This is a genomic window from Enterobacter sp. DSM 30060, from assembly GCF_013375955.1.
Lineage (GTDB): Bacteria > Pseudomonadota > Gammaproteobacteria > Enterobacterales > Enterobacteriaceae > Enterobacter > Enterobacter intestinihominis.
The window spans coordinates 1,458,833-1,485,828 of sequence record NZ_CP056118.1; the positions used below are offsets into that span (position 1 = coordinate 1,458,833).

The following is a 26,996-nucleotide window of genomic DNA, read 5'->3' on the forward strand; positions in this document are numbered from 1 at the left end:
CTTTCCTGATGAACTTGCCTTTAAAACTATAGTTCAGACAAAGGGAAGCGGGCAGATCAGAGGGTGGTTATCACCTTTTCCAGGGTATCCATGGGGACAGGACGAGAGAGGAAATAACCCTGTGCCGCCGCTGCCGGAGAATTTTGCACGTCGCGCCACTCTTCCAGCGTTTCTACGCCTTCCACAATGACGCCCTGGCAATAGCGGTTCATCAGTTGCAGGAGCATCGTAAACAGGTTCCGTCCTTCCGGTGTCTGGCGCAGCATGATAAACAGATCGCGGGCCACTTTGATGTAGTCATAACGCACTTCGCTCAGGGCGGAGAAGTTCGCCATACCGGTACCGAAATCATCCAGCCACAGCGGGCCAAACTCACACATCGAGGCAAATGAGGAGTCCTGCGGCAGCTGAACATGTTCCACCAGCTCGAAGCGCATCCACGGCAAGGTGGCAATCAGCGCCTGCAGCGTCGCATTCTGACGTAACGCCATCAGGGTTGGACCATCCACGTTCACCGAAGCCAGAATACCGTGCTGCTCGAAGAACGCCTGCTTCGTCGCCAGCATTCTCAACTGCTCTTCCAGCACGTCGATGCGCTGACGCACGGCAACCTCCGCAAAATAGCGGTCCGGCGCGATACGCTGCGAAGGGTTCGATGGATGAGTGACGACCGTTAACACCTCAATTGCCATTAACCGACCGTCAGTACGGTAGATAGGCTGATAGGTATACGCTCGCTCACATTGCAGCCAGTAGCGATGCTCCTGCAAGTTCTCAATACTTGCCTCAGGCGTAGTGCTCAGCCGCTGGATAACCTGCTCTGACTTCATTTCGGATGTCCTGTTGTATGGGATAGCCTTTCTGGACTCGTCACTGAGTTATCGGCCCGCCAGGTGAGAACTTTATGTTCAATTCAGCGGGAAAATGAAATTAAGATGACAGAAATATGCCGGAACACGCGCTGGCTCAAAAAAAATAATGGAACGTCGTTTTAATATGGTTGACCGTAAAAAACACACAGCGCACACTACCCTTAATTACTCTGTTCAGGTTCACGACTATGTCTAAGAAAATTGCCGTGATTGGCGAATGCATGATTGAGCTGTCCCAGAAAGGCGCGGAAGTCAGCCGCGGTTTTGGCGGCGATACATTGAACACCTCCGTTTACATTGCCCGTCAGGTCGCCCCCGACGCGCTGAGCGTGAGCTACGTTACCGCGCTGGGAACGGACAGCTTCAGCCAGCAGATGCTGGAGGCCTGGCAGGGTGAAAACGTTGAAACTTCGCTGATCCAGCGAATGGAAAACCGTCTGCCGGGTTTGTACTACATCGAAACCGACAGTACCGGCGAGCGCACCTTCTATTACTGGCGTAATGAAGCGGCTGCCAAATTCTGGCTGGAAAGCGATGCCGCCGCTGCGATTTGCGAAGAGCTGGCCACCTTCGATTACCTCTACCTGAGCGGGATCAGCCTGGCGATCCTGAGCCAGCAGAGCCGTGAAAAGCTGCTGTCACTGCTGCGCGAATGCCGTGCCAACGGCGGTAAGGTGATTTTCGATAACAACTACCGTCCGCGCCTCTGGGCCAGCCGCGAAGAGACGCAGCAGGTGTATCAGCAGATGCTGGAATGCACCGATATCGCCTTCCTGACGCTGGACGATGAAGATGCCCTGTGGGGTGAAAAGCCGGTTGATGAGGTCATTGCCCGGACGCAGGCCGCTGGGGTCAGCGAAGTGGTGATTAAGCGCGGGGCGGAGTCGTGCCTAGTGGCGGTGGCGGGTGAAGCCGTGACAGAGGTGCCGGCAGTGAAGCTGGCGAAAGAGAAAGTGATCGATACCACTGCGGCGGGCGATTCTTTCAGCGCGGGGTATCTGGCGGTACGTTTGACGGGAGGTACGCCAGAAGCGGCAGCGCAGCGCGGACACTTGACGGCCAGCACGGTGATTCAGTATCGCGGAGCGATTATTCCGCGCGAGGCGATGCCTGCTTAAGGAATGGGCGGGCTGATGCCCTCACCCTAACCCTCTCCCACAGGGCTGAGGGTTCCCCACAAATTAATGCGAGCACTGAGCAATCCCCTCGCCCCTCCGGGGAGAGGGTTAGGGTGAGGGGAACATACGGCGGTGGTGGTCATTCCGTTCACTTTATGTTCCTTGCTACTCTGTAACGACATGACCGGTGAACGTGCCAGGGTGGCTCAGTCGCCACCACCCTGGCGACCCGGGCTCCCGGCGCATCCCTGTGCCTCGCCCCGGCCTGCAGGAAACGCCTCAGCGATTTACAGCCGGACCAAGGCATCGCTGACAGCCCTCAGTCATTTAGAAAGCAACTTTATTGCTTCTGCATAAAATCCCTCAGCCCACAGGGAGAGGGAACGCAGGGCCTTACTGGCCCTGCGGAATATCGCTCGCATCCTGGTGCAAATCATCGGCCGCCGCCTGCGCTGGCTGCGACGGCGTCGCCATGATGGCGTTCCAGGTGGCCTTTAACTCTTTCATGTCATATTCCGGCTCACCTTTCGGCTGCAACAGAATCAACGCCATATCCTGAGACAGCTGCTGCCGCAGATCCTGATTCAGCATCTCCACGGTCAGACCGTTCAGGAAATCCTGACGTAATTTCTGATACTGCTCCGGCGCGATGTCCACGACCTGATTCTGTAAGGAGCGAATGCGCTGGCTGATTAAGATATCGGTATCGGCGCGGGCATAGGTGGCAAACAGTTTCTGCAATTCGAGGGATTTCTGCGCCACCAGGGCGTTAAATTCCTCTTCAGACAGGCCCTCTTTACGCACTTTAGCCAGCTCTTTCGCCACCACGCCGAGATTGGCATTCAGCTTATCACCCGGCGATTCGACGTTAATGGCGCACTGGGCGCGCTGGAACAGCACGCGGCAGTCAAAGCCCAGACCAATGTCTTTCACGTTGTTCTTGCTGAGCGTCTGCTGAACATGCCAGAACAGCGCTTCACGCGCCAGGTCCGCACGCCAGTAACGCAACAGCGCCGAGGACTCGCGGATCGGCTGCCAGGCGGTATCCCACATCATCGAAAGACGATCCTGACGCACGGTATCCGTCATGATACTGACCGTCTCAGGACGCAGCGGGGACAAAGTAGGAACAGGGGCGGGCGTTTCACGCTTCCCTTTTAGATCGCCAAAGGCTTTGTTGATCTGCTCTATCACCGCACGGCTGTCCACGTTGCCCACTACAATGAGGGTCATGGCATCCGGGGTGTACCACTGCTGGTAGAAAGATTTCACCTGCTCTGGATCCACCGGCTGTTTCAGCGGTTCTGCCGGGTCGTGGCCAAGCAGCGTGGACCCTTTCAGGCGGTAGCGCCACCAGCCTTCTTTGGTATCCGTCGGCCAGGTCGCCACCATGTCGCTGTTGCTCAACGCATAGTTTACGGTCTCAGGCGTAATCGCCAGTTTGCCGGTGGCATCGGATAGATAGGTAAGCGCTTCTTTAAGCAGATCGTTACGGTTGTTGGGCAGGCTCAGATTAAACATGGTGTAGTCATAGGAGACCACAGCCGGGGGCAGCGGGCGTTTAGGATCGATGGCCTGTTGCCATAAAGAACGCACCTGAACCGCCTGCAAACTGCCGCTCTGGGTGAGCGCCAGTCGAGGAATAAAATGGCTTAAGCCGGTCTGCTGGGTGCTTTCAGTGAGGGAGCCGGTATTCACAGCCAGACGAATTTCAATGCGATCGCTCGGACGTTGCGGAGTGGATAACACCTGCCACTGGAATCCGTTCGCCAGTGTTCCCTGTTGCCAGGCCGGGTCTGGCTGGAGCGCATCTGCCTGCACATAACTGGCTGCTGCCATCATCAGCAAACCGCCGGTTAAGAGTCGAATTTTTGTGCCCTGCATGTGAACCCCTGATCAACATTCCTGGTTAAAGAGAGTGTCTCGCGACGTGAGCACTCAAAGATGACGATGAAAACCTTCCGATTAGACAGCGTGTTCGGCTAAACGTCACGGGCGGAAGCGAAATATACCCAAAAAAATTTTGTCGAAATATGACAGGTATGAGCGGTTATTATGCGCAGGTGCCCGCATCCCCACAAGGGAATACGGGCATTTATGAGGGATTAAGAGGATAAACCGGGGGTTTTGTCCTCAGATGTGCGATTATTCAGCGTATCGTTAAGTTTCTTGTGATCCAGCTCTTTTACCCACTTCGCCACCACAACCGTCGCCACACCATTACCAATCAGGTTGGTTAACGCGCGGGCTTCAGACATAAAGCGGTCGATACCGAGGATCAGGGCCAAACCCGCCACCGGCAGATGGCCAACCGCTGAGATAGTGGCCGCCAGCACGATAAATCCGCTACCCGTTACGCCCGCCGCCCCTTTCGAGGAGAGCAGGAGGACGACCAGCAGCGTAATCTGATGGAAGATATCCATGTGGCTGTTGGTGGCCTGAGCAATAAAGACCGCCGCCATCGTCAGGTAAATCGAGGTGCCGTCCAGGTTAAAGGAGTAGCCCGTAGGAATAACCAGCCCCACCACTGACTTACGGCAGCCCAGCTTTTCCATTTTATCGAGCATACGCGGCAGCGCGGACTCAGAAGAGGATGTGCCGAGGACAATCAGCAGCTCTTCACGAATGTAACGGATAAATTTGAAGATGCTGAAGCCGGTCGCACGAGCGATGGAGCCGAGCACCACCACCACAAACAGAATACAGGTGATATAGAAGCAGATAATCAGCTGGCCAAGCTGTACCAGCGTGCCGACGCCGTATTTCCCGATGGTGAAGGCCATCGCGCCAAAGGCACCAATCGGGGCCAGACGCATAATCATGTTGATGATGCCGAAGATAACCTGCGAGAAGCTTTCAATGACGTTAAAAATCAGCTGACCTTTGCTGCCAAGACGGTGCAGGGCAAAGCCAAACAGCACGGCAAACAGCAGTACCTGGAGGATATTTCCGCTGGCGAACGCGCCAATCACGCTGCTCGGGATCACGTCCAGCAGGAAGGCAACAATCCCCTGATCTTTCGCCTGTTCAGCGTAAACCGCCACCGCTTTCGCATCCAGCGTGGCCGGGTCAACGTTCATGCCCGCGCCAGGCTGTACCACGTTGACAATAATCAGGCCGATAATCAGCGCGATGGTACTGACAATCTCGAAGTACAGCAGGGCAACCGCCCCCGTACGCCCGACCGCCTTCATGCTTTCCATGCCGGCGATACCGGTCACCACGGTACAGAAGATGACCGGCGCGATGATCATTTTGATGAGCTTAACGAACGCGTCGCCAAGCGGTTTCATTTGCGCGCCCAGCTCCGGGTAGTAGTGACCGAGCAGAATACCGATGGCGATGGCTGTCAGGACCTGGAAGTAAAGACTTTTGAAGAGTGAGGTTTTCATAGGGTGTCCCTGGAAAGAATAACTACAGGCTTTGTAAGGTTATGGTTAACCTGCGGCTTTAAAATAACACCCACATAACAGGACAGAAATAAACGGGGTTCAAATTTGAAACACAAATGTTAAGAACTTTGAGCTGGCTCGCACAAGCCAGCAACAAAATTACACTTTTGCGTTATTGCCAGCGTCGGCGAGATAGCGTCGCTCAAAGGTATCCGTCGGCACGGCGCGGCCAAACAGGAAGCCCTGACCGCTCTCCACACCCGCCGCAGCCAGCCACTCGCGCTGGGCTTCGGCCTCAATACCTTCGGCAGTCACGTGCAGGTTCAGGCTGTGCGCCATCTGGATAATGGCCTGCACCAGGCTGCAATCCTCCGGTAGCCCTTTCACAAAGGTTTTGTCGATTTTCAGGACGTCCACCGGCAGGGTTTTCATGTGCTGGAGCTGACGCAGGCCGGAATACCCCATACCAAAATCGTCAAGCGCAATGCGGATCCCGGCATTACGCAGCGGTTTCAGAATGGCGACAGCGTCGTCAGGATTGTCAATACAACGGCTCTCGGTGACTTCCAGGATCAACGTGTGGGGCTGGATGCGGTAGCGATGGATCAACTCGAGCATATCCGGCACCATAGTCGGGTGCATCAGCTGTAGCGCAGAAAGATTCACCGACAGCGGCAGCGTGATGCCCCGTTGTTGCCAGGCCGCAAGCTGGCGGCACGACTCTTCCAGCACCCAGTATCCGACGGTGACCATCAGGCCGCAGGACTCGATACGTTCGATCATCCCCTCAGGCAGCTCCCACGTGCCGTCCGGCTGCTGCATGCGCAGCAACGCTTCGGCGCTGGTCACTTCACCCGTGCGCAAATCCACCTGCGGCTGTAGCCAGAGCGCAAACTGGCGATTGTCCATCGCCGTCAGAATGTCGCTCTCTTCCGTCAGGCGCTGCTGGGCTTTTTCCATTTGCTCCGGATCAAAGAACTGGATCTGGTTTTTGCCTTTTCGGCGCGCGGTAAACGCTGCTGAGAAAGCCCGACGGTATAACTGCTCGGCGGTCAGACCACCGTAGTACATTGCGATACCAATGCTGGCACTTGGGCGAAGCTGGATACCCTGAATGGGTAGCCGCTCATTTATGACAGTGAGTACTTGCTGACCTAACGTAATAGCGTGCCACGGCTCTTTTACACCGTGCGCAATCACCACCAGGTCATAGCCGCTGACCTGGGTAAGTACCATGCGCGGCGCCAGCACAGATTTGATTTTTTCCACCAGCGTCAGTAATAGCATCTCGCGCTGGCTCTCTTTCAGCACGCCCGTCGTGTCCTGCAAGGTCTCGCAGGCAATCACCATCAGCGCGGTGGTCTGCTGGCGAGCGACGGTCTGCTCCAGCAGGGCCATTAAAAACGCTTTGTTTGGCAGGTCGGAAACCGGGAAACGGGTGGCGTTATTACTGACCTCTTCCTGCTGACGCAGGACACGCTGCTGGTTGATATTGTAACTGCGGACCAGCATGCCGATTTCATCGTCGTGATGCAGACGCGGCAAGGGAAGCTGATGCCCCATGTGCTCCTGCGGAGAGAGGTCATTCAGCTCCCGGGCTATGCGGCGCAACGGATGCACAATTAACCGGTTGATGCACCACGTCAGCGCCACGCTCAACATTAAGGTTAAAAGTAAGTAAGTAGTCACTAACGTAGCAACCCAACTCATGACGAATTTATACATGCGGTACGAGTCCGCCTGTAGTACCAGATAGGCCAGCGGCTGCGGGTTAGCCGGTCTTTCCAGGGAATAGAGAGGCAGGGAAATCTGCACCGGCAGTTCAAACAGGCGCATCACCATCATCGGGACGGGACGCTCCGGAATAAAGCTCATCCGCAGCGCCTGGAACTGGTTCGGCAGCACGACGTCGGCGCGGCTCACGATACCGGCGGGCTGAATGCGTTTCAGGATGGATTCCGCCTCGGGGATATCCCCTTTCAGGATCGAGGCCGACAGGGGTTCCCGCACCGAGCGGGCAATACTTTCCAGTTGCGAAGCCGTGTTATAGCGATTCTGCTGTACGGAATGAAACAGCAAAATGACGCAGAAGATGAAGACAAACAGCATTGTGACGGCAGACACCATCGCCATCTGTTTGATCGTTAAGGAACGGCTGACACGCAAAATGACTCTCCACAAAACTCGAAGCGCAGGGCGCACCAGGGCGTAAACCTGGTGCGCCCGAGTATACCCGATAGCTGCACTTTTAAGAGAGACTTACAATTAGATTAAGCAAAAATCCGATCACCAGTCTGCATAAGGCACCAGCGGTTCCGGCGGTAAGTCCATATCACCCTGCCAGCCTGCGGCAGAATACCGAACATAGAGCAGCGCATGGCTCGGGGTATAGTCTTTCGCTTCCTGAATATCGACGCCCAGACCGACAAACCAGTTGGACGTCACACGGCGTTCAACAATCGCCCTTGCGGTATAACCCGTCCCTGACGAGCTACTTCCGGTTCCCATCACACCTTTATCGGTATAACGGCCTGGCTCATTGTCCGGGATCAGCCCCTGCAACGGATAACGCATCACATCCTTTGTTTTTGAATGGGACCATGAGACGGAACCGCCCAGCTCCCATGACCAGTTCTCTGTGCGTTTACGCCAGTTCACCGGTAAGGCGAACGACACATACTCCTGGGGACTGTAGTAACCGCCCTGGCCCAGCGAATAGCCACTTAAATCCTTATCGTAATGCCAGAGCATATTGGACACGCCGACCGTCAGACGCTCGTTGTTCTGATTGATAAGCTTGTAGTAATAGCCGGTCATCCAGCGGACCCGCCAGTTATCTTCGACATTCTTCCCGGTGAGGCTGTCGGCACTCAGGCTTGACCAGATCCCGTTAGCTTCGCCTTTGTCGTAGCTCATGCTCACGCCGCCACCGGTAGCACGCACGCCGCCCCAGGTGGTGTCGGTATTGGGATCTTTTTGCCCGGCGAAGGCCAGCACAGAGCTGGAAATCGGACGACGATGGGCGTTCAGGGTGTAGCCAATCGGCCCCAAATCGTTGCTGTAGCTCAGGCTGCCCACCACATCGACCACGTCGAAGCCCATCGGCGTTGTACCGATGTCCCACGCCCAGGTTTTGTTCTGCCAGCCGACGGCCACGCTGGCGCCGTTGGCCGACTGGTTCGTGCTGCCGTGACATGGCGTTTCGGCGCAGGTACCCCACGTTGGATCGTAGGTTCCATTGTCCGTATCAAAGGAACCGGCGTTCATATTGACCAGATCGCTACGGAAGAACATGCGGCCATCCGATAGCGGCGCATCCACCTGGAGCATAGTGGTGTGCGCTTTCAGGTCGGAATAGCCCCCCGTGCCGCTGGATCCCCAGTAGTCGTGTTGCAGCGTGACGTTCAGATCCTGCTGACGATAAAGATCGCCTGCATCGCTGCGCACGCCGCGCTTCAGCCAGTCATCTTTCTCATCGTTACGCGTAAGACGCGTAAAGCTGTCGTTATCGGTCGGACGGGTCGTCGTGATGCCCGATGAGACCATCGCATCCTTCCAGGTTTCCAGCGCCTGCTGAGGCTGGCCGTTTTGCGCCTGGAAGCGGGCGGCATCACGCATCACCAGCGCACTTTCCATAGAAGGCGGCTGCGATTTTGCCTGAGGAACAATGGTGTTGAAGGTCTTTTCTGCCACGGCTGAATCGCCCAGACCGGCCTGCGCCATGGCGATCCGGCGCTGCATATTGAGGGAGAGCGGTTCGCCGTTTTGTGCCGCGGGCAGTTTCGCCAGCTCAGCGCGAGCGGCGTCCCTGTTGCCCTGAGCAAGATTGACTTCGGTCAGGCCGAGAATTGCGTCTTCGTTCTGCGGTTCCCGTTGCAGGACGGTGTTGTAGGCGGTTTTCGCGGCCTCGTGATCGCCACGCTGTTCAGCCCAGTCCGCCAGCGTTAAGTCAATACGGGTGGACGGGGGCTGCTGGCGAAGCAGCGCTTCCGCCTCCTGCTCTTTTCCACCGTCGCGCAGGCGGTTGGCGTTTTCCAGCACCTGGTTACTTTGCAGGCGGTCCGCCAGCGCCTGGATGTTGCCGTTCCACTTGTCGCGCGGCAGCGTGTTCAGATGCGCCAGCGCGGCCCGGTCCCGATCGTTACCGGACAGGTACAGCCCACTGGCGTAAACCTGATCCGGATCGCCCGGTTTCTGGCTTGCCAGCTGACGCATCAGGTTATCTGCCTGGCTGCGCTGACCCGCGCTATACAGATCGCGTGATAGCCGGTAGGTGATCCACACGTCGCCCGGGGAAAGCGCAAGGCGTCGGCGCTGAATTTCTGCGGCCTGCGCATAGTTTCCCTGGCTTTCCAGCTGTTCAGCCTGAGCCGAGAGCTGCTCGTTCGTCAGGCTACGTTCAATATCATCAATGCTGCGGCGCTGGCTGGCAGAGAGCGACTGAATAAACTGCGTCGCCTTCTCCGGAGACTGCTCGCGATAAATATTGGCAAGACCGCGTACCGCGTTGCTGTTGCCGCTGTCCATCCGCAATGCCTGGCGATAATAGCGTTCCGCCTGGGCTGTCTTGTTGGCTTTCAGGGCGTTATCCCCCTGCTGGATCAGCAGCCAGTATCGGTTAACCTTCAGCAGGCTGTCCCATTTGCCCCGGTTGTCGCTCTGCGGATCAAGGGCGATCGCCTTTTCAAACTGCGCAACCGCGCGGGCGCGATCGCCTTTCTGCGAATAGGCCTGCCCCAGCGCGCCTACGGCTTCACTGTCGGCGTGGTTGGCGCTGACTGCTTTCTGCAACTCCGTTACCGCTTTACTGCCCTGCCCGGCATCCACTGCGGCTAACCCTTCGGCTTTGGCGCGAAACGCCGGATCGGCGAGCTGTTTTTGCTGCGCTTCAAGCTGGGCGCGCGCCGCCGTCACGTTATCGCCATCGCTGAACACGCTCAGGTATTGTTGCAGCGCGGTAACGCTGGCGCTGCTGGCCGGCTGATCTTTGATCTGCTGGTACCACATGTCCGACGCCTGACTGCGGCCATTGTTCGATTTGGCCATCTCCTGTAACACCGCAAACCCTTCATCACGCCGTCCGCTCTGGAACAGAAGCTGCGCCAGCGAAGCCTGTAGCGGGGCGTTGCCCGGACTGCTGGCGTTGATTTTCTTCAGCTGATTAATGGCCAGATTGCGGCGGGCAGGCTCTTTCGCCACCACGTTCCAGTACTCCGTCGCGATGTCGCCGCTGGGCGGATTACCGTCAAACAGTTTGTCATACGCGGCAATAGCTTCCTGCGTGTGCCCGGTGGTGGCGAGCAGGCGAGCCTGCTGGAGGGCCTGGCGACCATCCGGCGTGGAGAGCAGCATGGTCGTACGGGAGGACTGGTACGCACTGGAATCGGGTGCCATTCCTTTCAGGCGATCCAGCTCTTTTTGCGCGCCCGCCGTATCCCCCTGTCGTAACAGGTAGCGGAAGCGAGCGGCAATCACGTCCGGGTTGTTGGGGTCGATCAGCTCAAGGCGATAGAGCGACTGGCGCACCAAATCCTCACGCTGGGTGGATTCCCCCAGACGAACCTGTTCCAGCAGCTGTCTCTGCTGCGGGGAGTTGGCGGCCTGGGCCAGGGGCATGAGCGCCAGGCCAAGCGATAAGGCGAGTAGATTTAGTGTGAACGTGCGCATTCCTGGCCCCAATCCGGTAGTAATTCACCTTGCGCGGTGAAACGAAAACGATGCTGATCCCACCCTTGTCCAAAGAGGGTCAGAACGTAGCTGTAATAAGCATTGTTATCGGGAAAACGATCGGCGACACGCTGGCGTTGCACCGCCTGCGCGTCCCGTTCTTGTAAAAATGGAAGCAGGGAGGCAGAAAACCCTACCGGCCCATCTCCGGTACGTTTCCCGGTCGCTACGTCCACTTTTTCCGGCGGTAAGCCTTGTTTGATTGTGGTGGTCGCCATGGGCTTGAAACGCGCCAGTAGCCGGGCTTTTTGCGGATCGTTATCGTTCATCATCCCTACCCACAGATAGACGCGAATCGCATCGTAACTGCCGATCAGGGTCGTATCCTGCTTCAACTGCCAGCCGCCCTTTTTCTGGTATTTCACCCAGTTCGGGGAAAATCCTTTTGGCGCGGTCTCCAGCAGCAGACGCAGGTTGGTTTCACGGAGCGTTGTCCACGGTGCGCCGAAACGGGTGAAATAGCTCGCAAGCTGCGGCGGCAGGTAGCTGGGGTTGAAGCGCCAGACACTCTCTTCGGCAAAACCGACTTTACCCGGCAGCAGCATAGAACCCAGCCCCGGCACCTTCACCACTTCCTCACTGGCAATGCGCGTCAACAGCGCCTTACCCGTGCGCGTGTAATCGGGATTTTTCCACAGCCGCCCGGCTTCCAGCAGCGACCAGGCAATCCAGATATCGGCATCGGACGCGGAGTTAGGGTCGATAACCGCCCAGGTGTTGTCGTCCTTTTTTCCCCATAGCCACGCCGGGAGATGTTGGGCTAAATCCCCCTCGGCAAGGTTATCGCGCGTCCATGTCAGCAGCAGATCGAACGTCTTGCGATCGTTTGCTGCCAGGGCAAAGAACAGTCCGTAGCTTTGCCCTTCGGAGGTGGTGATTTTGCGCGCGTCACTGGGATCAATGACGCGCCCACTTTCGCTCATATAATCCTGCCTGAACGTCTCCCAGGCAGGCCAGCGACAGGCGGCATGCAGATTCGCCGCCGCCAGCATCAACGCTGCGACTACACACCCGCGAAAGATTTTCATCACGGCTTACTCATGGTCCGGGTTAAGACGACGACGGCTGATGATTCGCAGCAGACGCCACAATACCCACGCCAGCAATACAACGCTGAGCGCAGCCAGCACAGCCAGCAGCACCGGGTGGTTAGAGAGGGCGTACCACAGGCGTTCGAACCACGGCAGATGACCGACGTAATAGACATCCCCCACGCGCAGGCTGTTTACCCCCCGACTCACGGATGACCGAGACGGAACCGAACATTGCCGCCCGTTTACCGCTGTCGTTCATGGCCGTGTTGAGCAGCTCATAGCCGCGCGGGCTGTCCGCAAGCAGGGCGATCACGCTGCGCTGGTCGTTATACGGAGACTGGAAACCGACAATCGCAGCCATCGGACCCGTTGAGCTTACGGTCGTCCTGATATTGGCCTGGCGATCGCCGCTGTCCGGCATGATGCTCGGGAACTCGGTCTGACGCAGCGGCGTGTTGACCCATGACTGAGCCGCCTGCACCAGCAGATCGACGCGCTTCTCGTCTTTCAGCTTGTCCGGAATGTTGCCGATGACCATGATATCGGCATCTTTGTTCTGGATCTGGCTACCGTCATCCGTCACCGTCACGTTGATAGCCGGTAAGCCGGTTTGCGCCCCGACGGTGCCCATGGTGTCCAGCAGCGTGGCAACCTGGCCTTCGTTGGCCGCTTTTGGCATCACGACAATCGATTCAGAGAGATCAGCCATGCGGCTGAACGGGAAACTGGCGTTAGCAAACGCACGCAGATCCGGCATCGCGATAAAGTGGTAATACTTCGAGAAGTCGATTGTGGAATCATCACCAATCACCACGTGGTTTTGCACCGGCTGGAAGGTAATACAGTTTTCCACCGATCCACCCGGCATCGGGTTCATGTACTGGAAGTTAAACCGCAGCTGGTTCACCGCACCGAGCTTCAGCGCCGGGATCGACACATCGGTTTTGCCATCCAGCAGCCCCTGCAATACAGGCAGACGAAGCATCAACCGGTTTGTCTCCTGGCTGCTGGTCAGGCTGAAGGATTGCAGGAACTGGTTGTTGAGGCTGATATCCATGCGCGAGCTGTCTTTGGTTACCGGCGCGGTGTAACGGTAGTTCAGGTTGATATCAATACCGTTGGTGCGCAGCAGATAGAGATCCGGCGGCAGGTTCAGCGACAGGCTGACAGGAGAAGGTTCAAGCCCGGTTGACTGCAATTGCTCTTCATAGGTTTTCAGCTCGCCGAAGGTAATCGCGCGGTCGGTGCGGACCCAGTTCGGCGCATCATAAGGCTTACGTGCCAGCAGCGGTTTCACCTCATCCACCACGACGCTATTACCGCGGAACAGGATATTGCCCTGCGCAATGCCTTTTGCCGCCTGCACCAGATCTTTATCATCATGCCCGAAGATCACCAGCAGCTTCACGTACGGATTGTCGGGATGGCTGATCATCTCGATGGTGGGCGCTTTCACCTCTGGATGGTCCCGCAGGAATGCCGGGCGTTTGGCGTTGGTGGCAAACACAATCGCGTTTTTGTCCGGCATTTTGTCGTACATAACCGGGAAACTCTGGCCACGCCAGCCGGAGCGGGAACCAAACCAGGATGCCACGATAGAGGCCGCCAGCTGTTCGGTCACATCAGGAGAGCCCGCAAACACCATTGGCAGGTTCAGTGGACGGTTATCACGCGGGTCGAAGAACGGCACCGGGAAGGCGGAGAGATCGTTTTTCAACGCCAGCGGCTGATAGGTCATCTGAAGCGAAGAGTTACGACCAACATCCAGCCACAGGGTGCTGCTGGCCGGGTTTTCACAGACATCGCGGTAATGGCCGACAAATTCCAGACGCACGCGGTTAAAGTCGCTGATAAACAGCGGGTTAATCGGCACCTGAGCCAGGGTTTTCTTACCCAGTTGCTCTTTGGTGACGGGCAGGACGTCCATCAGCTCATCATTCAGATAGACCTTAAGCTGGGATTGCACCGGCAGCAGCGACGGCGATGGCGTGTATTCCAGGTTGAGCATCGCTTTCGACACGACTTCATCGCTACGCATACCGAATTCGACACCGCCATTTGGGTTGATGCCGCGCAGAACCATGCTGCCCGGAGGAGGCGCGATCTGGGCGAACGTCAGCTTAACGTCACGCGACGGCGTATTTTCCGCAACCACCGGTGCACTGGCTCCCGGCACGCCAGGCATAACCTGCCCAACCACCGGGTTGTCGGCGGGCAGCGTATTCCCCGTCGTCGGCTGATTCGGGACGACGTTTTCCGTCTGCCCCGGCGCCGCCGTCACTACCGGATCGGTCGCTTGCGCGACGACAGGCACCGTTGGCGCGGGTGTGGTCGCTGCGTTATCAGGCGCCGCGTTAGCCACTGTTGCAGGGAGCGCACTCATCCCCATTGCCACTGCACATAACCAGGAAAGTTTTGTTTTCATCGCGTTATCATCATTGTTGAGCCATAACCGGGTCCGCCTGCTTCGCTTCATCTCGCTCAGGTCGACGCGGAATGAACGACACGACCCAGGAAACCAGTGAAGTAAGTGACCGGAAAATTAATTTCACCGACGACGGGGCAAATTCTGCAAGGTGACGATAGCCACGGAACCCCAGCTTAAGAATATCCAGCAGGCTTTCCAGAGGCTTATCCTCAGGGAAGCTGTCCTGCCAGAGAGCCCACGTATCCGCGCGGGCAAACGTACACTGCACAAAATCAATGTGTTGCTTTTTAGTCAGCGGCATCAGTTGCAGACCCACTTCATTTCCTCTCACACGCACCACCTGCGTCGGGAAGACATACTCCTGCTGGCCGCGCTTAAGCAATAGGTTGACCTTCTGCCCCTCAAGCACCTTCGCCTGACCGTTGATCTTGATACCCAGACCGCCATCCGAAAAGTCATGTACGGTACAGGAGAAGAGATGTCCATCGTCGCGGGCAATGGCCGCTGGCATGCTGATTTCGACGCGATGCGCGCGGCGAACCTGTTTGCTCTCCACCGATACCGCCACCGCGCCACCGAGGATAATCAGGTTATAAAACACCCACGCCATACTCACGAAGACCGTCAGAATTTCGTTTTCCGGGCCGTAGAAGTAGCGCCAGACCCCAACAATCACGCCCACAATATTCAGCAGCACCAGGAAGATATAGGGCCGGGAGATCACCCAGTCGACATACTCCTCTTCCACCAGCCCGCCCTTCGCGGTGACGTTGAATTTCCCTTTATGCGGGTTAATCAGCGCCACCATGGTTGGCGGCGCGATATACCAGGCCAGCACCGTTTCGTAGATTTCACTCCAGAACGAATGGCGATATTTCCCCTGAATCTTCGAGTTCGTCAGGCTGGCGTGGATCATGTGCGGCAGAACGAACAGGGCAATCATCAGCGCAGGCGCATAGATGATGTAAGCGTGAAGAAGCAGGAACGCCAGCGGCGCAGTGAGGAAGATAAGCCGTGGAATACCCGACAGGAAGTGGAACATGGCGTTGACGTAGCACAGCCGTTGCGCCAGTTTCAGTCCTTTACCCATCAGCGGGTTATCGAGGCGGAAAATTTGCACCATGCCGCGCGCCCAGCGAATACGCTGGCCGATATGCGCCGACAGGGATTCCGTGGCCAGCCCCGCCGCCTGAGGAATGCGCATGTAGGCGGAGGTATAGCCAAGACGGTGCAGACGCAGCGAAGTGTGCGCATCTTCCGTGACCGTCTCGACGGCGATCCCGCCAATTTCATCCAGCGGTTTACGGCGGATCACCGCACAGGAGCCGCAGAAGAACGTTGCGTCCCACATGTCGTTCCCGTCCTGCACCAGACCATAGAACAGTGTGCCCTCGTTCGGGGTTTTACGAAAACGACCGAGGTTACGTTCAAACGGGTCCGGTGAGAAGAAGTGGTGCGGCGTCTGCATCATCGCCAGCTCTTTCTCCTTCAGGAACCAGCCCATGGTCATTTGCAGGAACGAGCGCGTTGGCACGTGGTCGCAGTCGAAAATAGAGACGAACTCCCCTTTGGCATATTTCAGCGCATTGTTGATGTTACCGGCCTTAGCGTGTTCATGCGTGGTACGGGCGATGTACTCAACCCCTACTTCGTCCGCGAACTGGCGGAACTCGGCGCGGCCACCGTCATCGAGGATCCAGATTTTGATTTTATCCTTCGGCCAGTCGATACCCAGCGCGGCGTAAATGGTGTTTTTCACCACCGACAGGTCTTCGTTGTAGGTCGGCACGAAGAGGTCCACCGTTGGCCACTGGGTCGTGTCTTTTGGCAGCGGCACCGGCTGTCGATTCAGCGGCCAGATAACCTGGAAGTAACCCAGCACCAGCACGATCCAGGCGTAGGTCTCAGCAAACAGCAGCACTAACCCACACACCAGGCTGACCGGATCGTCCCAGTTCAGCGTTGAGGTATATCGCCACCAAATGTAGCGGCAGGAAACGGTCAGCGACAGCACGATCAGCATCAGGGCAGAAAAACGCCCCGGAATGCGCCGCACCAGCAGAGCCACGCCCCACAGCAGGATCAGGAAGGTAAACTGTGCCAGCGGGTTGAAGGGCTGGGTAATACAGACCAGCGCCAGTATGAGTGAGAACACCACCACCACGCCGAGAATAAAACGCCGTAAGCCCGGGTGAAGGTGCCCGAGCTCTTTGTGATTATCTAAATGACCTGTTCTATCGCCAACCCGGTCGGGTAGCCGGTTAAGCCACTGGTGATAGTGTTCACGTAAGTTCTGCACGCGATCGAAGCTGCGCCAGCGGGACGTTTTTTTCTCCGCACCCGTTGAGGTCGCCAGAAGCCAGATGGACTGTATAGCGTAGCGCGCGGGATCGAGCGGACGCGGCTTGTCAGGGTTGATATGCGGATAGAGTTCACCGTGGCGCGCACGAATACGTTGCCAGCGTGGATGTTCGAGGGGGATGAACATCCACGCCAGAATCATCCAGAAGCAGCCCAGCGCAGCGCTCAGCGATGAGGCGCCGTGATGACGGTAATGGCGGTAGCGTTCACTTAAGCGCGAACTGACCGGCGGGATGAGCAACCAGTTGGTCAGGCGGCTCATACTGAACTCCCGGCAGGCTCCGGCCGTTTCGCAAAGTGCAGCAGACACCAGTTGGCCAGCGTCAGGATCTCTTCTGCCGCCAGTGAATCACTACGGTACTCCCCAAGCGGTTGTTTGGAAGCGAGGCACTCCGCCATCGCTTCGTCACGATGAATAACCATTGGCAACAGGCGGCGCTGACTCTGGAGCCAGACCTGGTACAGATCGTCCTGGATCTGGCTGCCAATGCGCAGATCGTTAATCAGAATATGGGCATTGGCAGGCATTGCCTGTTGATGCAGACGGATATGACAATTCGCATCTACGTTCGCAATGGAGAGCACATGGTCGCACTGCGACAGAAGCTGGCGGGTCAGCGACGCGGCGCCGTGCGGCAGGTCCAGCAGGATCCACTGATAGTGTCCGCTCTCTTTCAGACTCTGCAAAGCGGTGGTGAAGCGAGAGAACAGGCGCTGAAACGCAGCTTCATTCCCGCGTTCGGTTTCCGTCATCTGACCAAAGGGAAGCAAATCGAGCTGGGAGGTATAGCGCAAACCCGCATCCCGCCAGTCTTTATCGTCCAGAAGCGCGCGCCCCCAGCCGTTTTCATGCGTAAAGTCGACATTGAATGACATGCGCAGCAAATTATCGGAGCAGGCATCAATAACCAGTACTGATTCACCTAAAACCTGTAATGACCACGCCAGCGCCGCGGTTACGGAAGTTGTACCCACTCCACCACGGACGCCCTGTAATCCTAGTACGGCCATCAATGGCTTCCTTATTGTTGTTGGGCAAACTCAGCTAATAACGGCCAACGTTTAATAGCCGCAGCCAACTGTTCCCGCTGGGAAATATCGGTGTAATCTATTTCAGGCAATGAAAAAGCCTGCGTGAGCGCCAGAAAATCGTTTTGGAATGTGTAACCCAGGCTTGGGTCGACTGGAGTTGCGGGTTCGTTATTTTGCATTCTTATTTCATCCCTTTGAGTAAAATCATAAGATTCAGATGCAGCGAGGCGTCCTGCCCACGAAATTTCATTTACATGCTAAATCTGATGTTCTTTAATTTCAATGTTAGGTTTATTTCTACGCTTTCGCTAGTAAACTGAGAGACATAGAAATTCGACGAAAAGAGGGACACCGTGGACTCCATATTTTCTATTGGCATCCAGTCATTATGGGACGAATTGCGCCACATGCCAGTCGGAGGAGTCTGGTGGGTTAATACGGATCGTAATGAAGATGCCATCAGTCTGGTAAACCAGACGATAGCGGCGCAGGGTAAGGATTACCGCGTGGCCGTCATTACGATGGGCGATGAGCCAAAGTCAATCATCAGGCTCGAAACTGACCGTGGACCCCAGACAGTACGATTATTTTCCATGCCAGCGGAGGCCGACAGTTTATACTTTTTGCCCCGCGATATTCAGTGCTCTATTGTTCCTGAACACTATTTACTGATTCTTAAATGTTCTCAAAACGGTCTACAAAATATCCCGTCTGAAAAACTGCTGAAATGGCTGGGAAGAATCAGCAGATGGGCAAAAAATCAAAATTGCACCTTATTGGTTGTTAACCCGGGCAGTAATAACGACAAACTTTTTTCACTTTTAATGAGTGAATACCGTTCCCTCTATGGCCTGGCCAGTATTCGTGTCCAGACTGACAGCCATCTTTACGACGTGGCTTTCTGGTGCAATGAAAAAGGGGTGAGCTCCCGACAGCAGCTTACCCTCAAAAATGTCGGGGACGAGTGGCATCTTGCTCAACAGGAAGAGACTGTTGTTCAGCCACGTAGTGATGAAAAGCGCGTTCTGAGTCATATTGCGGTACTGGAAGGTGCGCCTGCACTGTCTGAGCACTGGTCACTGTTCGAAACCAACGAGGCCTTATTTGATGAGGCACGCACCACGCAGGCGGCGACCATTATCTTCTCGTTGATCCAGAATAACCAAATCGAAACGCTGGCACGGCACATTCACACATTACGTCGCCAGCGCGGCAGCGCGTTAAAAATCGTGGTACGTGAAAATAATACCAGCCTGCGCGCCACCGATGAGCGCTTATTACTGGGCTGCGGCGCGAATATGGTCATTCCCTGGAATGCTCCCCTGTCGCGCTGTCTGACGCTGATCGAAAGCATTCAGGGCCAGCAGTTTAATCGATATGTTCCGGAAGATATCAGCACCCTGCTTTCAATGACGCAGCCGATGAAACTGCGCGGCTACCAGAAATGGGACACCTTCTGCGATGCGGTGGGCAACATGATGAGCAATACGCTTTTACCGGCAGACGGAAAAGGGGTGATGGTTGCCCTGCGTCCTGTGCCGGGCATTCGCGTTGAGCAGGCGCTCACCTTGTGCCGCCCTAATCGTATCGGGGATATCATGACCATTGGCGATAATCGCCTGGTGCTGTTCCTCTCCTTCTGCCGGGTGAACGATCTGGATACCGCCCTGAACCATATCTTCCCGCTGCCTACCGGGGATATTTTCTCGAACCGCATGGTCTGGTTTGAAGATAATTTGATCAGCGCTGAGCTTGTCCAGATGCGAGCCCTGGCACCTGAAAAATGGGCCAAACCATTGCCTGTAACAAGTGGTGCCAAACCGGTTCTGAACGCGAAACATGACGGGCATGTATGGCGTCGGGTTCCTGAGCCGCTACGCTTAATGGATGAGAACAAGGAGAGCGTTCCATTATGAATATCAGCGATATCATCCAACTGGTTGTTCTGTGCGCGCTGATTTTTTTGCCGCTTGGCTACTATGCACGCCATTCCCTGCGCCGTATTCGCGATACGATCAGATTACTGTTCGTCAAACCTCGCTATATTAAACCCGCCGGAACACTGACTCGCGCTTCAAACGTCAAGGCAAACCGAAAACATGACTAATTCTACCTATACCTCTTCGGCGCCATCGCCACTCTGGCAATACTGGCGCGGTCTGTCCGGCTGGAATTTCTACTTTCTGGTGAAGTTTGGTCTGCTGTGGGCAGGCTATCTTAATTTCCACCCGCTGCTTAATCTGGTGTTTATGGCATTCCTGCTGATGCCAATCCCGAACCTCAGGCTGCACCGTATACGTCACTGGATTGCTATCCCTATCGGTTTCGCCCTGTTCTGGCATGATACCTGGCTACCCGGCCCCGAAAGCATTATGAGCCAGGGCTCCCAGGTCGCAGGTTTCAGTGCGGACTATATGCTCGATCTGGTTGAGCGCTTTATTAACTGGCAGATGATTGGCGCGGTATTTGTCCTGCTGGTTGCCTGGCTGTTCCTGTCTCAGTGGATCCGGGTGACGGTGTTTGTCGTCGCGATTATGATCTGGCTAAACGTCCTGACGCTGACGGGCCCGAGCTTCTCGCTGTGGCCAGCCGGTCAGCCGACGACAACCGTAACCACCACGGGCGGTTCCGCCGCCGCTACCGTCGCGACAGCAGGGGATACGCCTGTGGTTGGGGATATTCCAGCGCAGACGGCGCCACCGACATCTACGAACCTGAACGCGTGGCTCTCCAGTTTTTACGCTGCGGAAGATAAGCGTCAGACGAAATTCCCGGACGCGCTGCCTGCTGATGCTCAGCCGTTTGAGTTGCTGGTCATTAACATCTGTTCTCTGTCCTGGGCTGACGTTGACGCGGCTGGTTTGATGTCGCACCCGCTGTGGTCGCATTTCGATATTCAGTTCAAAGACTTCAACTCGGCCACGTCGTACAGCGGCCCGGCGGCTATCCGCCTGCTGCGCGCCAGCTGTGGGCAGCCCTCGCATAAGAACCTCTACCAGCCGGCAGCTAACCAGTGTTACCTGTTTGATAACCTGGCAAAACTGGGCTTTACCCAACACCTGATGATGGGCCATAACGGTCAGTTCGGTAACTTCCTGAAAGAAGTGCGTGAACAGGGTGGCATGCAGGCCCCACTGATGGACCAGAAAGGGCTGCCAGTGACGTTACTGGGCTTCGATGGCTCGCCGGTCTATGACGATACCGCCGTACTTCAGCGCTGGTTCGACACCGTCGGTAAAGAGGAAGGGACGCGTAGCGCGACGTTCTATAATACGCTGCCGCTTCACGACGGGAACCATTATCCGGGCGTAAGCAAAACGGCCGATTACAAGGCCCGTGCGCAGAAGTTCTTTGACGAGCTGAACGCGTTCTTTAACGAGCTGGAAAAATCAGGTCGTAAAGTGATGGTGGTGGTGGTCCCGGAACATGGTGGAGCGCTGAAAGGCGACAGGATGCAGGTGTCTGGTCTGCGCGATATCCCAAGCCCGTCCATCACAAACGTTCCGGCCGGGATTAAGTTCTTTGGCATGAAGGCACCGCATCAGGGCGCGCCAGTTGAGATCACCCAGCCAAGCAGCTATCTGGCCATCTCGGAACTGGTTGCTCGCGCTGTAGACGGTAAGCTGTTTGTGGAAGATAGCGTGAACTGGGATCAGCTCACCAGCGGGCTGCCGCAGACGGCGGAGGTATCGGAAAACGCCAATGCGGTGGTGATCCAGTATCAAAATAAGCCTTATGTCCGACTGAATGCCGGGGATTGGGTGCCGTATCCGCAGTGACCTGCTACACCCTCTCCCCTGTGGGGGAGAGGGTTACTCTGCACTTCGTAACGAAATTTCACCGCCCACCCAGGGCTTAATCACGCCATCCTGTTCAAGCAGCAACGCGCCCTGCGCGTCAATGCCGCGTGATGTGCCGTAAATCTCTTTATCCCCAATCAGCAGCTTCACCGGTCGGTTAATAAAGTTATCCAGCTTTTCCCAGCGGGAAAGGAATGGCGCTAACCCCTCTTGTTCAAAGAGCGTCAGCGAACTACGCAACTCATTGATCATGCGGACGGCAAGCGTATTGCGATCGATGGTGATCCCCGCTTCCTGTAGGTTGGTCCAGGCCTGGTTCACGACATCGTTCTGCACGTTTCGCATCACCATGTTCAGCCCCGCCCCAATGACGATCTGTGCGGCATCGCCTGTTTTTCCCGTCAGTTCGACCAGGATCCCCGCCAGCTTTCGATCGTTGAGATACAGATCGTTGGGCCATTTTACCCGCACCTGATCGGCACCCAAATCATGCAGCACCTCTGCCATCACAATGCCGATGACCAGGCTCAGCCCGATGGCCGCAGCTGGCCCCTGTTCAAGCCGCCAGTACATGGAAAGGTAGAGGTTGGCGCCAAATGGCGAAAACCACTTACGCCCCCGGCGGCCACGTCCTGCCTGTTGGTACTCGGCAACGCAGGCATCACCGGATTTCAGCTCGCTCAGGCGATCCAGCAGATACTGGTTCGTCGAATCAATGACCGGCAATACCGCGACGTTACCGTGTCCAATCTGGCTGCGGATGATCTCTTCATTCAGTAACTGGATTGGTTCCGGCAGGCTGTAGCCTTTTCCCGGCACCGTAAACACATCCACGCCCCAGTCGCGGAGCGTTTGAATATGTTTATTGATGGCAGCGCGGCTCATGCCCAGCTGTTCGCCCAGCTGCTCGCCAGAATGAAACTCGCCATCAGCAAGAATACCGATGAGAGTTAACGGAATAGTATTGTCCTTCACGCAATGGTCTCCACGGCATTCACTTCGCCCGTTCGGCCAATAAAGCGAACTTCAGGCTCCAGCCAGACGTTAAATTTTTCGCCCACGCGCTGGCGAACATGGTGCGCCAGGTTGACGACATCCTCACTTGTCGCGTTGGACTGATTGATCAGCACCAGTGCCTGCTGACGATGAACAGCAGCGCCACCAAGCGTAGTACCTTTTAATTCACATTGATCGATAAGCCAGCCTGCGGCCAGCTTCACGCTGCCATCCGCCTGAGGATAATGCGGGGCCGTTGGCCAGCCAGCGAGAAACGCTTTCGCATTTTCGCTGCCGATCACCGGATTTTTGAAGAAACTGCCCGCATTTCCATTCACTTTCGGGTCCGGTAGCTTGGTCATTCGCATGTGGCAAACGGAATCAAAAACCTCACGCGGTGTGACGGTAGCCGGATCGAGACGGGCCAGATCGCCGTAAGTCAGAACGGGTTTCCATGCTTTCGGCAGACGCAGGCCAACGGCCACAATGACAAAACGATCCTGATAGTCGTGCTTGAAAATGCTGTCGCGATAGCCAAAACGGCACTGCTCTGCGGTCAAACGCTTCGCCGTTCCGGTCGCGAGTTCGATGCAGTCGACATATTCGCAGACGTGTTTCAGTTCGATGCCGTAGGCACCGATGTTTTGAATAGGAGATGATCCTGCACAGCCCGGGATGAGGGCCAGGTTTTCCAGTCCGGGCATCCCTTTTTCAAGGGTATATTGCACCAGATGGTGCCAGTTTTCGCCAGCACCCACGTGTAAATGCCAGCTGTCAGCGCTCTCTTTACGCTCAATCCCCATGATGCGATTAACGATTACCGTCCCCGCAAAATCATCGAGAAACAGGACATTACTTCCTTCGCCCAGAATAAGTACGGGTTCACCGTTTTCTGTTGCGTTTTGCCAGGCATTCAGCAACTGCTGAGCACTGTCGGCACGTACAATTTGATTAGCATTCCGTTGAATACCAAAGGTATTCCAGGGCTTAAGGGAGTGATTCATAGACGCTATCCTGATGCAAAAACCGGGATAGTTTACCGTATATACGAAGGGATGGGTGATTAGTTTATGGAAAGGAAGCAGGTGCAGAAACGCAAAAAGGCCATCCTTTCGGATGGCCTCTTCACTTGTTTGATGCCTGGCAGTTCCCTACTCTCACATGGGGAGACCCCACACTACCATCGGCGCTACGGCGTTTCACTTCTGAGTTCGGCATGGGGTCAGGTGGGACCACCGCGCTAAAGCCGCCAGGCAAATTCTGTTAATCTGTATCAGGCTGAAAATCGTGTCTGTCTCTCTTCGCCAAAACAGCTTCGGCGTTGTAAGGTTAAGCCTCACGGTTCATTAGTATCGGTTAGCTCAACGCATCGCTGCGCTTACACACCCGACCTATCAACGTCGTCGTCTTCAACGTTCCTTCAGGAGACTTAAAGTCTCAGGGAGAACTCATCTCGGGGCAAGTTTCGTGCTTAGATGCTTTCAGCACTTATCTCTTCCGCATTTAGCTACCGGGCAGTGCCATTGGCATGACAACCCGAACACCAGTGATGCGTCCACTCCGGTCCTCTCGTACTAGGAGCAGCCCCCCTCAATTCTCCAGCGCCCACGGCAGATAGGGACCGAACTGTCTCACGACGTTCTAAACCCAGCTCGCGTACCACTTTAAATGGCGAACAGCCATACCCTTGGGACCTACTTCAGCCCCAGGATGTGATGAGCCGACATCGAGGTGCCAAACACCGCCGTCGATATGAACTCTTGGGCGGTATCAGCCTGTTATCCCCGGAGTACCTTTTATCCGTTGAGCGATGGCCCTTCCATTCAGAACCACCGGATCACTATGACCTGCTTTCGCACCTGCTCGCGCCGTCACGCTCGCAGTCAAGCTGGCTTATGCCATTGCACTAACCTCCTGATGTCCGACCAGGATTAGCCAACCTTCGTGCTCCTCCGTTACTCTTTGGGAGGAGACCGCCCCAGTCAAACTACCCACCAGACACTGTCCGCAACCCGGATTACGGGTCTACGTTAGAACACCAGCCATTAAAGGGTGGTATTTCAAGGTTGGCTCCACGCAGACTGGCGTCCACGCTTCAAAGCCTCCCACCTATCCTACACATCAAGGACCAGTGTTCAGTGTCAAGCTATAGTAAAGGTTCACGGGGTCTTTCCGTCTTGCCGCGGGTACACTGCATCTTCACAGCGAGTTCAATTTCACTGAGTCTCGGGTGGAGACAGCCTGGCCATCATTACGCCATTCGTGCAGGTCGGAACTTACCCGACAAGGAATTTCGCTACCTTAGGACCGTTATAGTTACGGCCGCCGTTTACCGGGGCTTCGATCAAGAGCTTCGCGTTGCCGCTAACCCCATCAATTAACCTTCCGGCACCGGGCAGGCGTCACACCGTATACGTCCACTTTCGTGTTTGCACAGTGCTGTGTTTTTAATAAACAGTTGCAGCCAGCTGGTATCTTCGACTGATTTCAGCTCCGTCCGCAGGGACTTCACCTACATATCAGCGTGCCTTCTCCCGAAGTTACGGCACCATTTTGCCTAGTTCCTTCACCCGAGTTCTCTCAAGCGCCTTGGTATTCTCTACCTGACCACCTGTGTCGGTTTGGGGTACGATTTCGTGTTACCTGATGCTTAGAGGCTTTTCCTGGAAGCAGGGCATTTATCACTTCAGCACCGTAGTGCCTCGTCATCACACCTCAGCGTTAATAAGGTACCGGATTTACCTGGAACCTCCGCCTACATGCTTAAACCGGGACAACCGTCGCCCGGCTGACATAGCCTTCTCCGTCCCCCCTTCGCAGTAACACCAAGTACAGGAATATTAACCTGTTTCCCATCGACTACGCCTTTCGGCCTCGCCTTAGGGGTCGACTCACCCTGCCCCGATTAACGTTGGACAGGAACCCTTGGTCTTCCGGCGAGCGGGCTTTTCACCCGCTTTATCGTTACTTATGTCAGCATTCGCACTTCTGATACCTCCAGCACCCCTCACAGGACACCTTCAACGGCTTACAGAACGCTCCCCTACCCAACAACGCATAAGCGTCGCTGCCGCAGCTTCGGTGCATGGTTTAGCCCCGTTACATCTTCCGCGCAGGCCGACTCGACCAGTGAGCTATTACGCTTTCTTTAAATGATGGCTGCTTCTAAGCCAACATCCTGGCTGTCTGTGCCTTCCCACATCGTTTCCCACTTAACCATGACTTTGGGACCTTAGCTGGCGGTCTGGGTTGTTTCCCTCTTCACGACGGACGTTAGCACCCGCCGTGTGTCTCCCGTGATAACATTCTTCGGTATTCGTAGTTTGCATCGGGTTGGTAAGCCGGGATGGCCCCCTAGCCGAAACAGTGCTCTACCCCCGAAGATGAGTTCACGAGGCGCTACCTAAATAGCTTTCGGGGAGAACCAGCTATCTCCCGGTTTGATTGGCCTTTCACCCCCAGCCACAGGTCATCCGCTAATTTTTCAACATTAGTCGGTTCGGTCCTCCAGTTAGTGTTACCCAACCTTCAACCTGCCCATGGCTAGATCACCGGGTTTCGGGTCTATACCCTGCAACTTAACGCCCAGTTAAGACTCGGTTTCCCTTCGGCTCCCCTATACGGTTAACCTTGCTACAGAATATAAGTCGCTGACCCATTATACAAAAGGTACGCAGTCACCCCATAAAGAGGCTCCCACTGCTTGTACGTACACGGTTTCAGGTTCTTTTTCACTCCCCTCGCCGGGGTTCTTTTCGCCTTTCCCTCACGGTACTGGTTCACTATCGGTCAGTCAGGAGTATTTAGCCTTGGAGGATGGTCCCCCCATATTCAGACAGGATACCACGTGTCCCGCCCTACTCTTCGAGTTCACAGCATGTGTGCTTTCGTGTACGGGACTATCACCCTGTACCGTCGGACTTTCCAGACCGTTCCACTAACACACAAGCTGATTCAGACTCCGGGCTGCTCCCCGTTCGCTCGCCGCTACTGGGGGAATCTCGGTTGATTTCTTTTCCTCGGGGTACTTAGATGTTTCAGTTCCCCCGGTTCGCCTCGTTAACCTATGTATTCAGTTAACGATAGTGCAACGAATTGCACTGGGTTTCCCCATTCGGACATCGCCGGGTCAAAGGTTCATATCACCTCGCCGGCGCTTTTCGCAGATTAGCACGTCCTTCATCGCCTCTGACTGCCAGGGCATCCACCGTGTACGCTTAGTCGCTTAACCTCACA

General features: G+C 55.8%; 15 protein-coding genes, 2 rRNA genes and 1 pseudogene. 4 read left to right on the top strand and 14 right to left on the bottom strand.

The genetic code is table 11. The annotated features are described in order from the left end of the window. Positions 1-56 precede the first annotated feature (56 nt). Positions 57-830, bottom strand: a complete 774-nt coding sequence (pdeH, locus tag HWQ15_RS06995; protein WP_015571521.1) for a cyclic-guanylate-specific phosphodiesterase — start codon at positions 828-830, stop codon at positions 57-59. 230 nt (positions 831-1,060) lie between these two features. On the opposite strand from pdeH, the gene HWQ15_RS07000 reads away from it, so the two are divergent. After that, positions 1,061-1,990 carry a sugar kinase gene (locus HWQ15_RS07000; RefSeq protein ID WP_022649722.1) on the top strand — a complete coding sequence of 310 codons (930 nt, stop codon included), beginning with the start codon at positions 1,061-1,063 and terminating at the stop codon, positions 1,988-1,990. A gap of 393 nt (positions 1,991-2,383) precedes the next feature. On the opposite strand, the gene HWQ15_RS07005 is transcribed toward HWQ15_RS07000, so the two are convergent. The 9 genes and pseudogenes from HWQ15_RS07005 to bcsR all read right to left on the bottom strand — a co-directional run bounded on the left by HWQ15_RS07005 (position 2,384) and on the right by bcsR (position 18,143). Next, positions 2,384-3,874: a pitrilysin family protein gene (locus HWQ15_RS07005; RefSeq protein WP_023298837.1), complete on the bottom strand. Its 1,491-nt coding sequence runs from the start codon at positions 3,872-3,874 to the stop codon at positions 2,384-2,386. A 221-nt stretch (positions 3,875-4,095) separates the two neighbouring features. Further along, positions 4,096-5,382 (bottom strand): C4-dicarboxylate transporter DctC, encoded by a 1,287-nt coding sequence (dctA, locus tag HWQ15_RS07010; RefSeq protein ID WP_022649724.1) that lies wholly within the window; start codon positions 5,380-5,382, stop codon positions 4,096-4,098. A 159-nt stretch (positions 5,383-5,541) separates the two neighbouring features. Further along, positions 5,542-7,548, bottom strand: a complete 2,007-nt coding sequence (gene hmsP, locus HWQ15_RS07015; RefSeq protein ID WP_023307153.1) for a biofilm formation regulator HmsP — start codon at positions 7,546-7,548, stop codon at positions 5,542-5,544. 120 nt (positions 7,549-7,668) lie between these two features. Next, positions 7,669-11,049, bottom strand: coding sequence for a cellulose synthase complex outer membrane protein BcsC (gene bcsC, locus HWQ15_RS07020; protein ID WP_155019855.1), 3,381 nt, complete (start codon positions 11,047-11,049; stop codon positions 7,669-7,671). Next, complete coding sequence (bcsZ, locus tag HWQ15_RS07025) at positions 11,031-12,137, bottom strand: cellulose synthase complex periplasmic endoglucanase BcsZ (RefSeq protein ID WP_063149593.1); 1,107 nt, start codon at positions 12,135-12,137, stop codon at positions 11,031-11,033. Before bcsZ ends, bcsC begins: the two co-directional genes overlap by 19 nt. Positions 12,138-12,143: 6 nt before the next feature. Continuing rightward, positions 12,144-14,568 (bottom strand): annotated as a pseudogene (bcsB, locus tag HWQ15_RS07030) (cellulose biosynthesis cyclic di-GMP-binding regulatory protein BcsB). A 10-nt stretch (positions 14,569-14,578) separates the two neighbouring features. Further along, positions 14,579-17,194: a UDP-forming cellulose synthase catalytic subunit gene (gene bcsA / locus HWQ15_RS07035; RefSeq protein ID WP_023298842.1), complete on the bottom strand. Its 2,616-nt coding sequence runs from the start codon at positions 17,192-17,194 to the stop codon at positions 14,579-14,581. Then, entirely contained in the window at positions 17,191-17,943 is a 753-nt protein-coding gene (bcsQ, locus tag HWQ15_RS07040) for a cellulose biosynthesis protein BcsQ (RefSeq protein WP_023298843.1), read from the bottom strand. Before bcsQ ends, bcsA begins: the two co-directional genes overlap by 4 nt. 11 nt (positions 17,944-17,954) lie before the next feature. After that, positions 17,955-18,143 (bottom strand): cellulose biosynthesis protein BcsR, encoded by a 189-nt coding sequence (gene bcsR, locus HWQ15_RS07045; RefSeq protein ID WP_022649731.1) that lies wholly within the window; start codon positions 18,141-18,143, stop codon positions 17,955-17,957. Between the two features lie 174 nt (positions 18,144-18,317). Between bcsR and bcsE the strand changes: the two genes are divergently transcribed. From bcsE to bcsG, 3 genes are read left to right on the top strand one after another with little or no spacing between them, the layout of a single operon-like run. Continuing rightward, a complete protein-coding gene (gene bcsE, locus HWQ15_RS07050; RefSeq protein WP_022649732.1) occupies positions 18,318-19,880 on the top strand; it encodes a cellulose biosynthesis c-di-GMP-binding protein BcsE in 1,563 nt (520 codons plus the stop codon). Further along, complete coding sequence (bcsF, locus tag HWQ15_RS07055; protein WP_022649733.1) at positions 19,877-20,071, top strand: cellulose biosynthesis protein BcsF; 195 nt, start codon at positions 19,877-19,879, stop codon at positions 20,069-20,071. The genes bcsE and bcsF overlap by 4 nt, the downstream gene beginning before the upstream one ends. Then, positions 20,064-21,743: a cellulose biosynthesis protein BcsG gene (bcsG, locus tag HWQ15_RS07060; RefSeq protein ID WP_023298844.1), complete on the top strand. Its 1,680-nt coding sequence runs from the start codon at positions 20,064-20,066 to the stop codon at positions 21,741-21,743. The genes bcsF and bcsG overlap by 8 nt, the downstream gene beginning before the upstream one ends. 33 nt (positions 21,744-21,776) lie before the next feature. Here bcsG and birA read toward each other — a convergent pair whose 3' ends face one another. From birA to HWQ15_RS07080, 4 genes are all read right to left on the bottom strand, one after another. Beyond that, positions 21,777-22,739, bottom strand: a complete 963-nt coding sequence (birA, locus tag HWQ15_RS07065; RefSeq protein ID WP_003861169.1) for a bifunctional biotin--[acetyl-CoA-carboxylase] ligase/biotin operon repressor BirA — start codon at positions 22,737-22,739, stop codon at positions 21,777-21,779. Next, positions 22,736-23,764 (bottom strand): UDP-N-acetylmuramate dehydrogenase, encoded by a 1,029-nt coding sequence (murB, locus tag HWQ15_RS07070; protein ID WP_063138096.1) that lies wholly within the window; start codon positions 23,762-23,764, stop codon positions 22,736-22,738. The genes birA and murB overlap by 4 nt, the downstream gene beginning before the upstream one ends. Before the next feature lie 134 nt (positions 23,765-23,898). Beyond that, positions 23,899-24,014 (bottom strand): 5S ribosomal RNA (gene rrf / locus HWQ15_RS07075). A 71-nt stretch (positions 24,015-24,085) separates the two neighbouring features. Further along, a 23S ribosomal RNA gene (locus HWQ15_RS07080) occupies positions 24,086-26,991 on the bottom strand. Positions 26,992-26,996 lie beyond the last annotated feature (5 nt).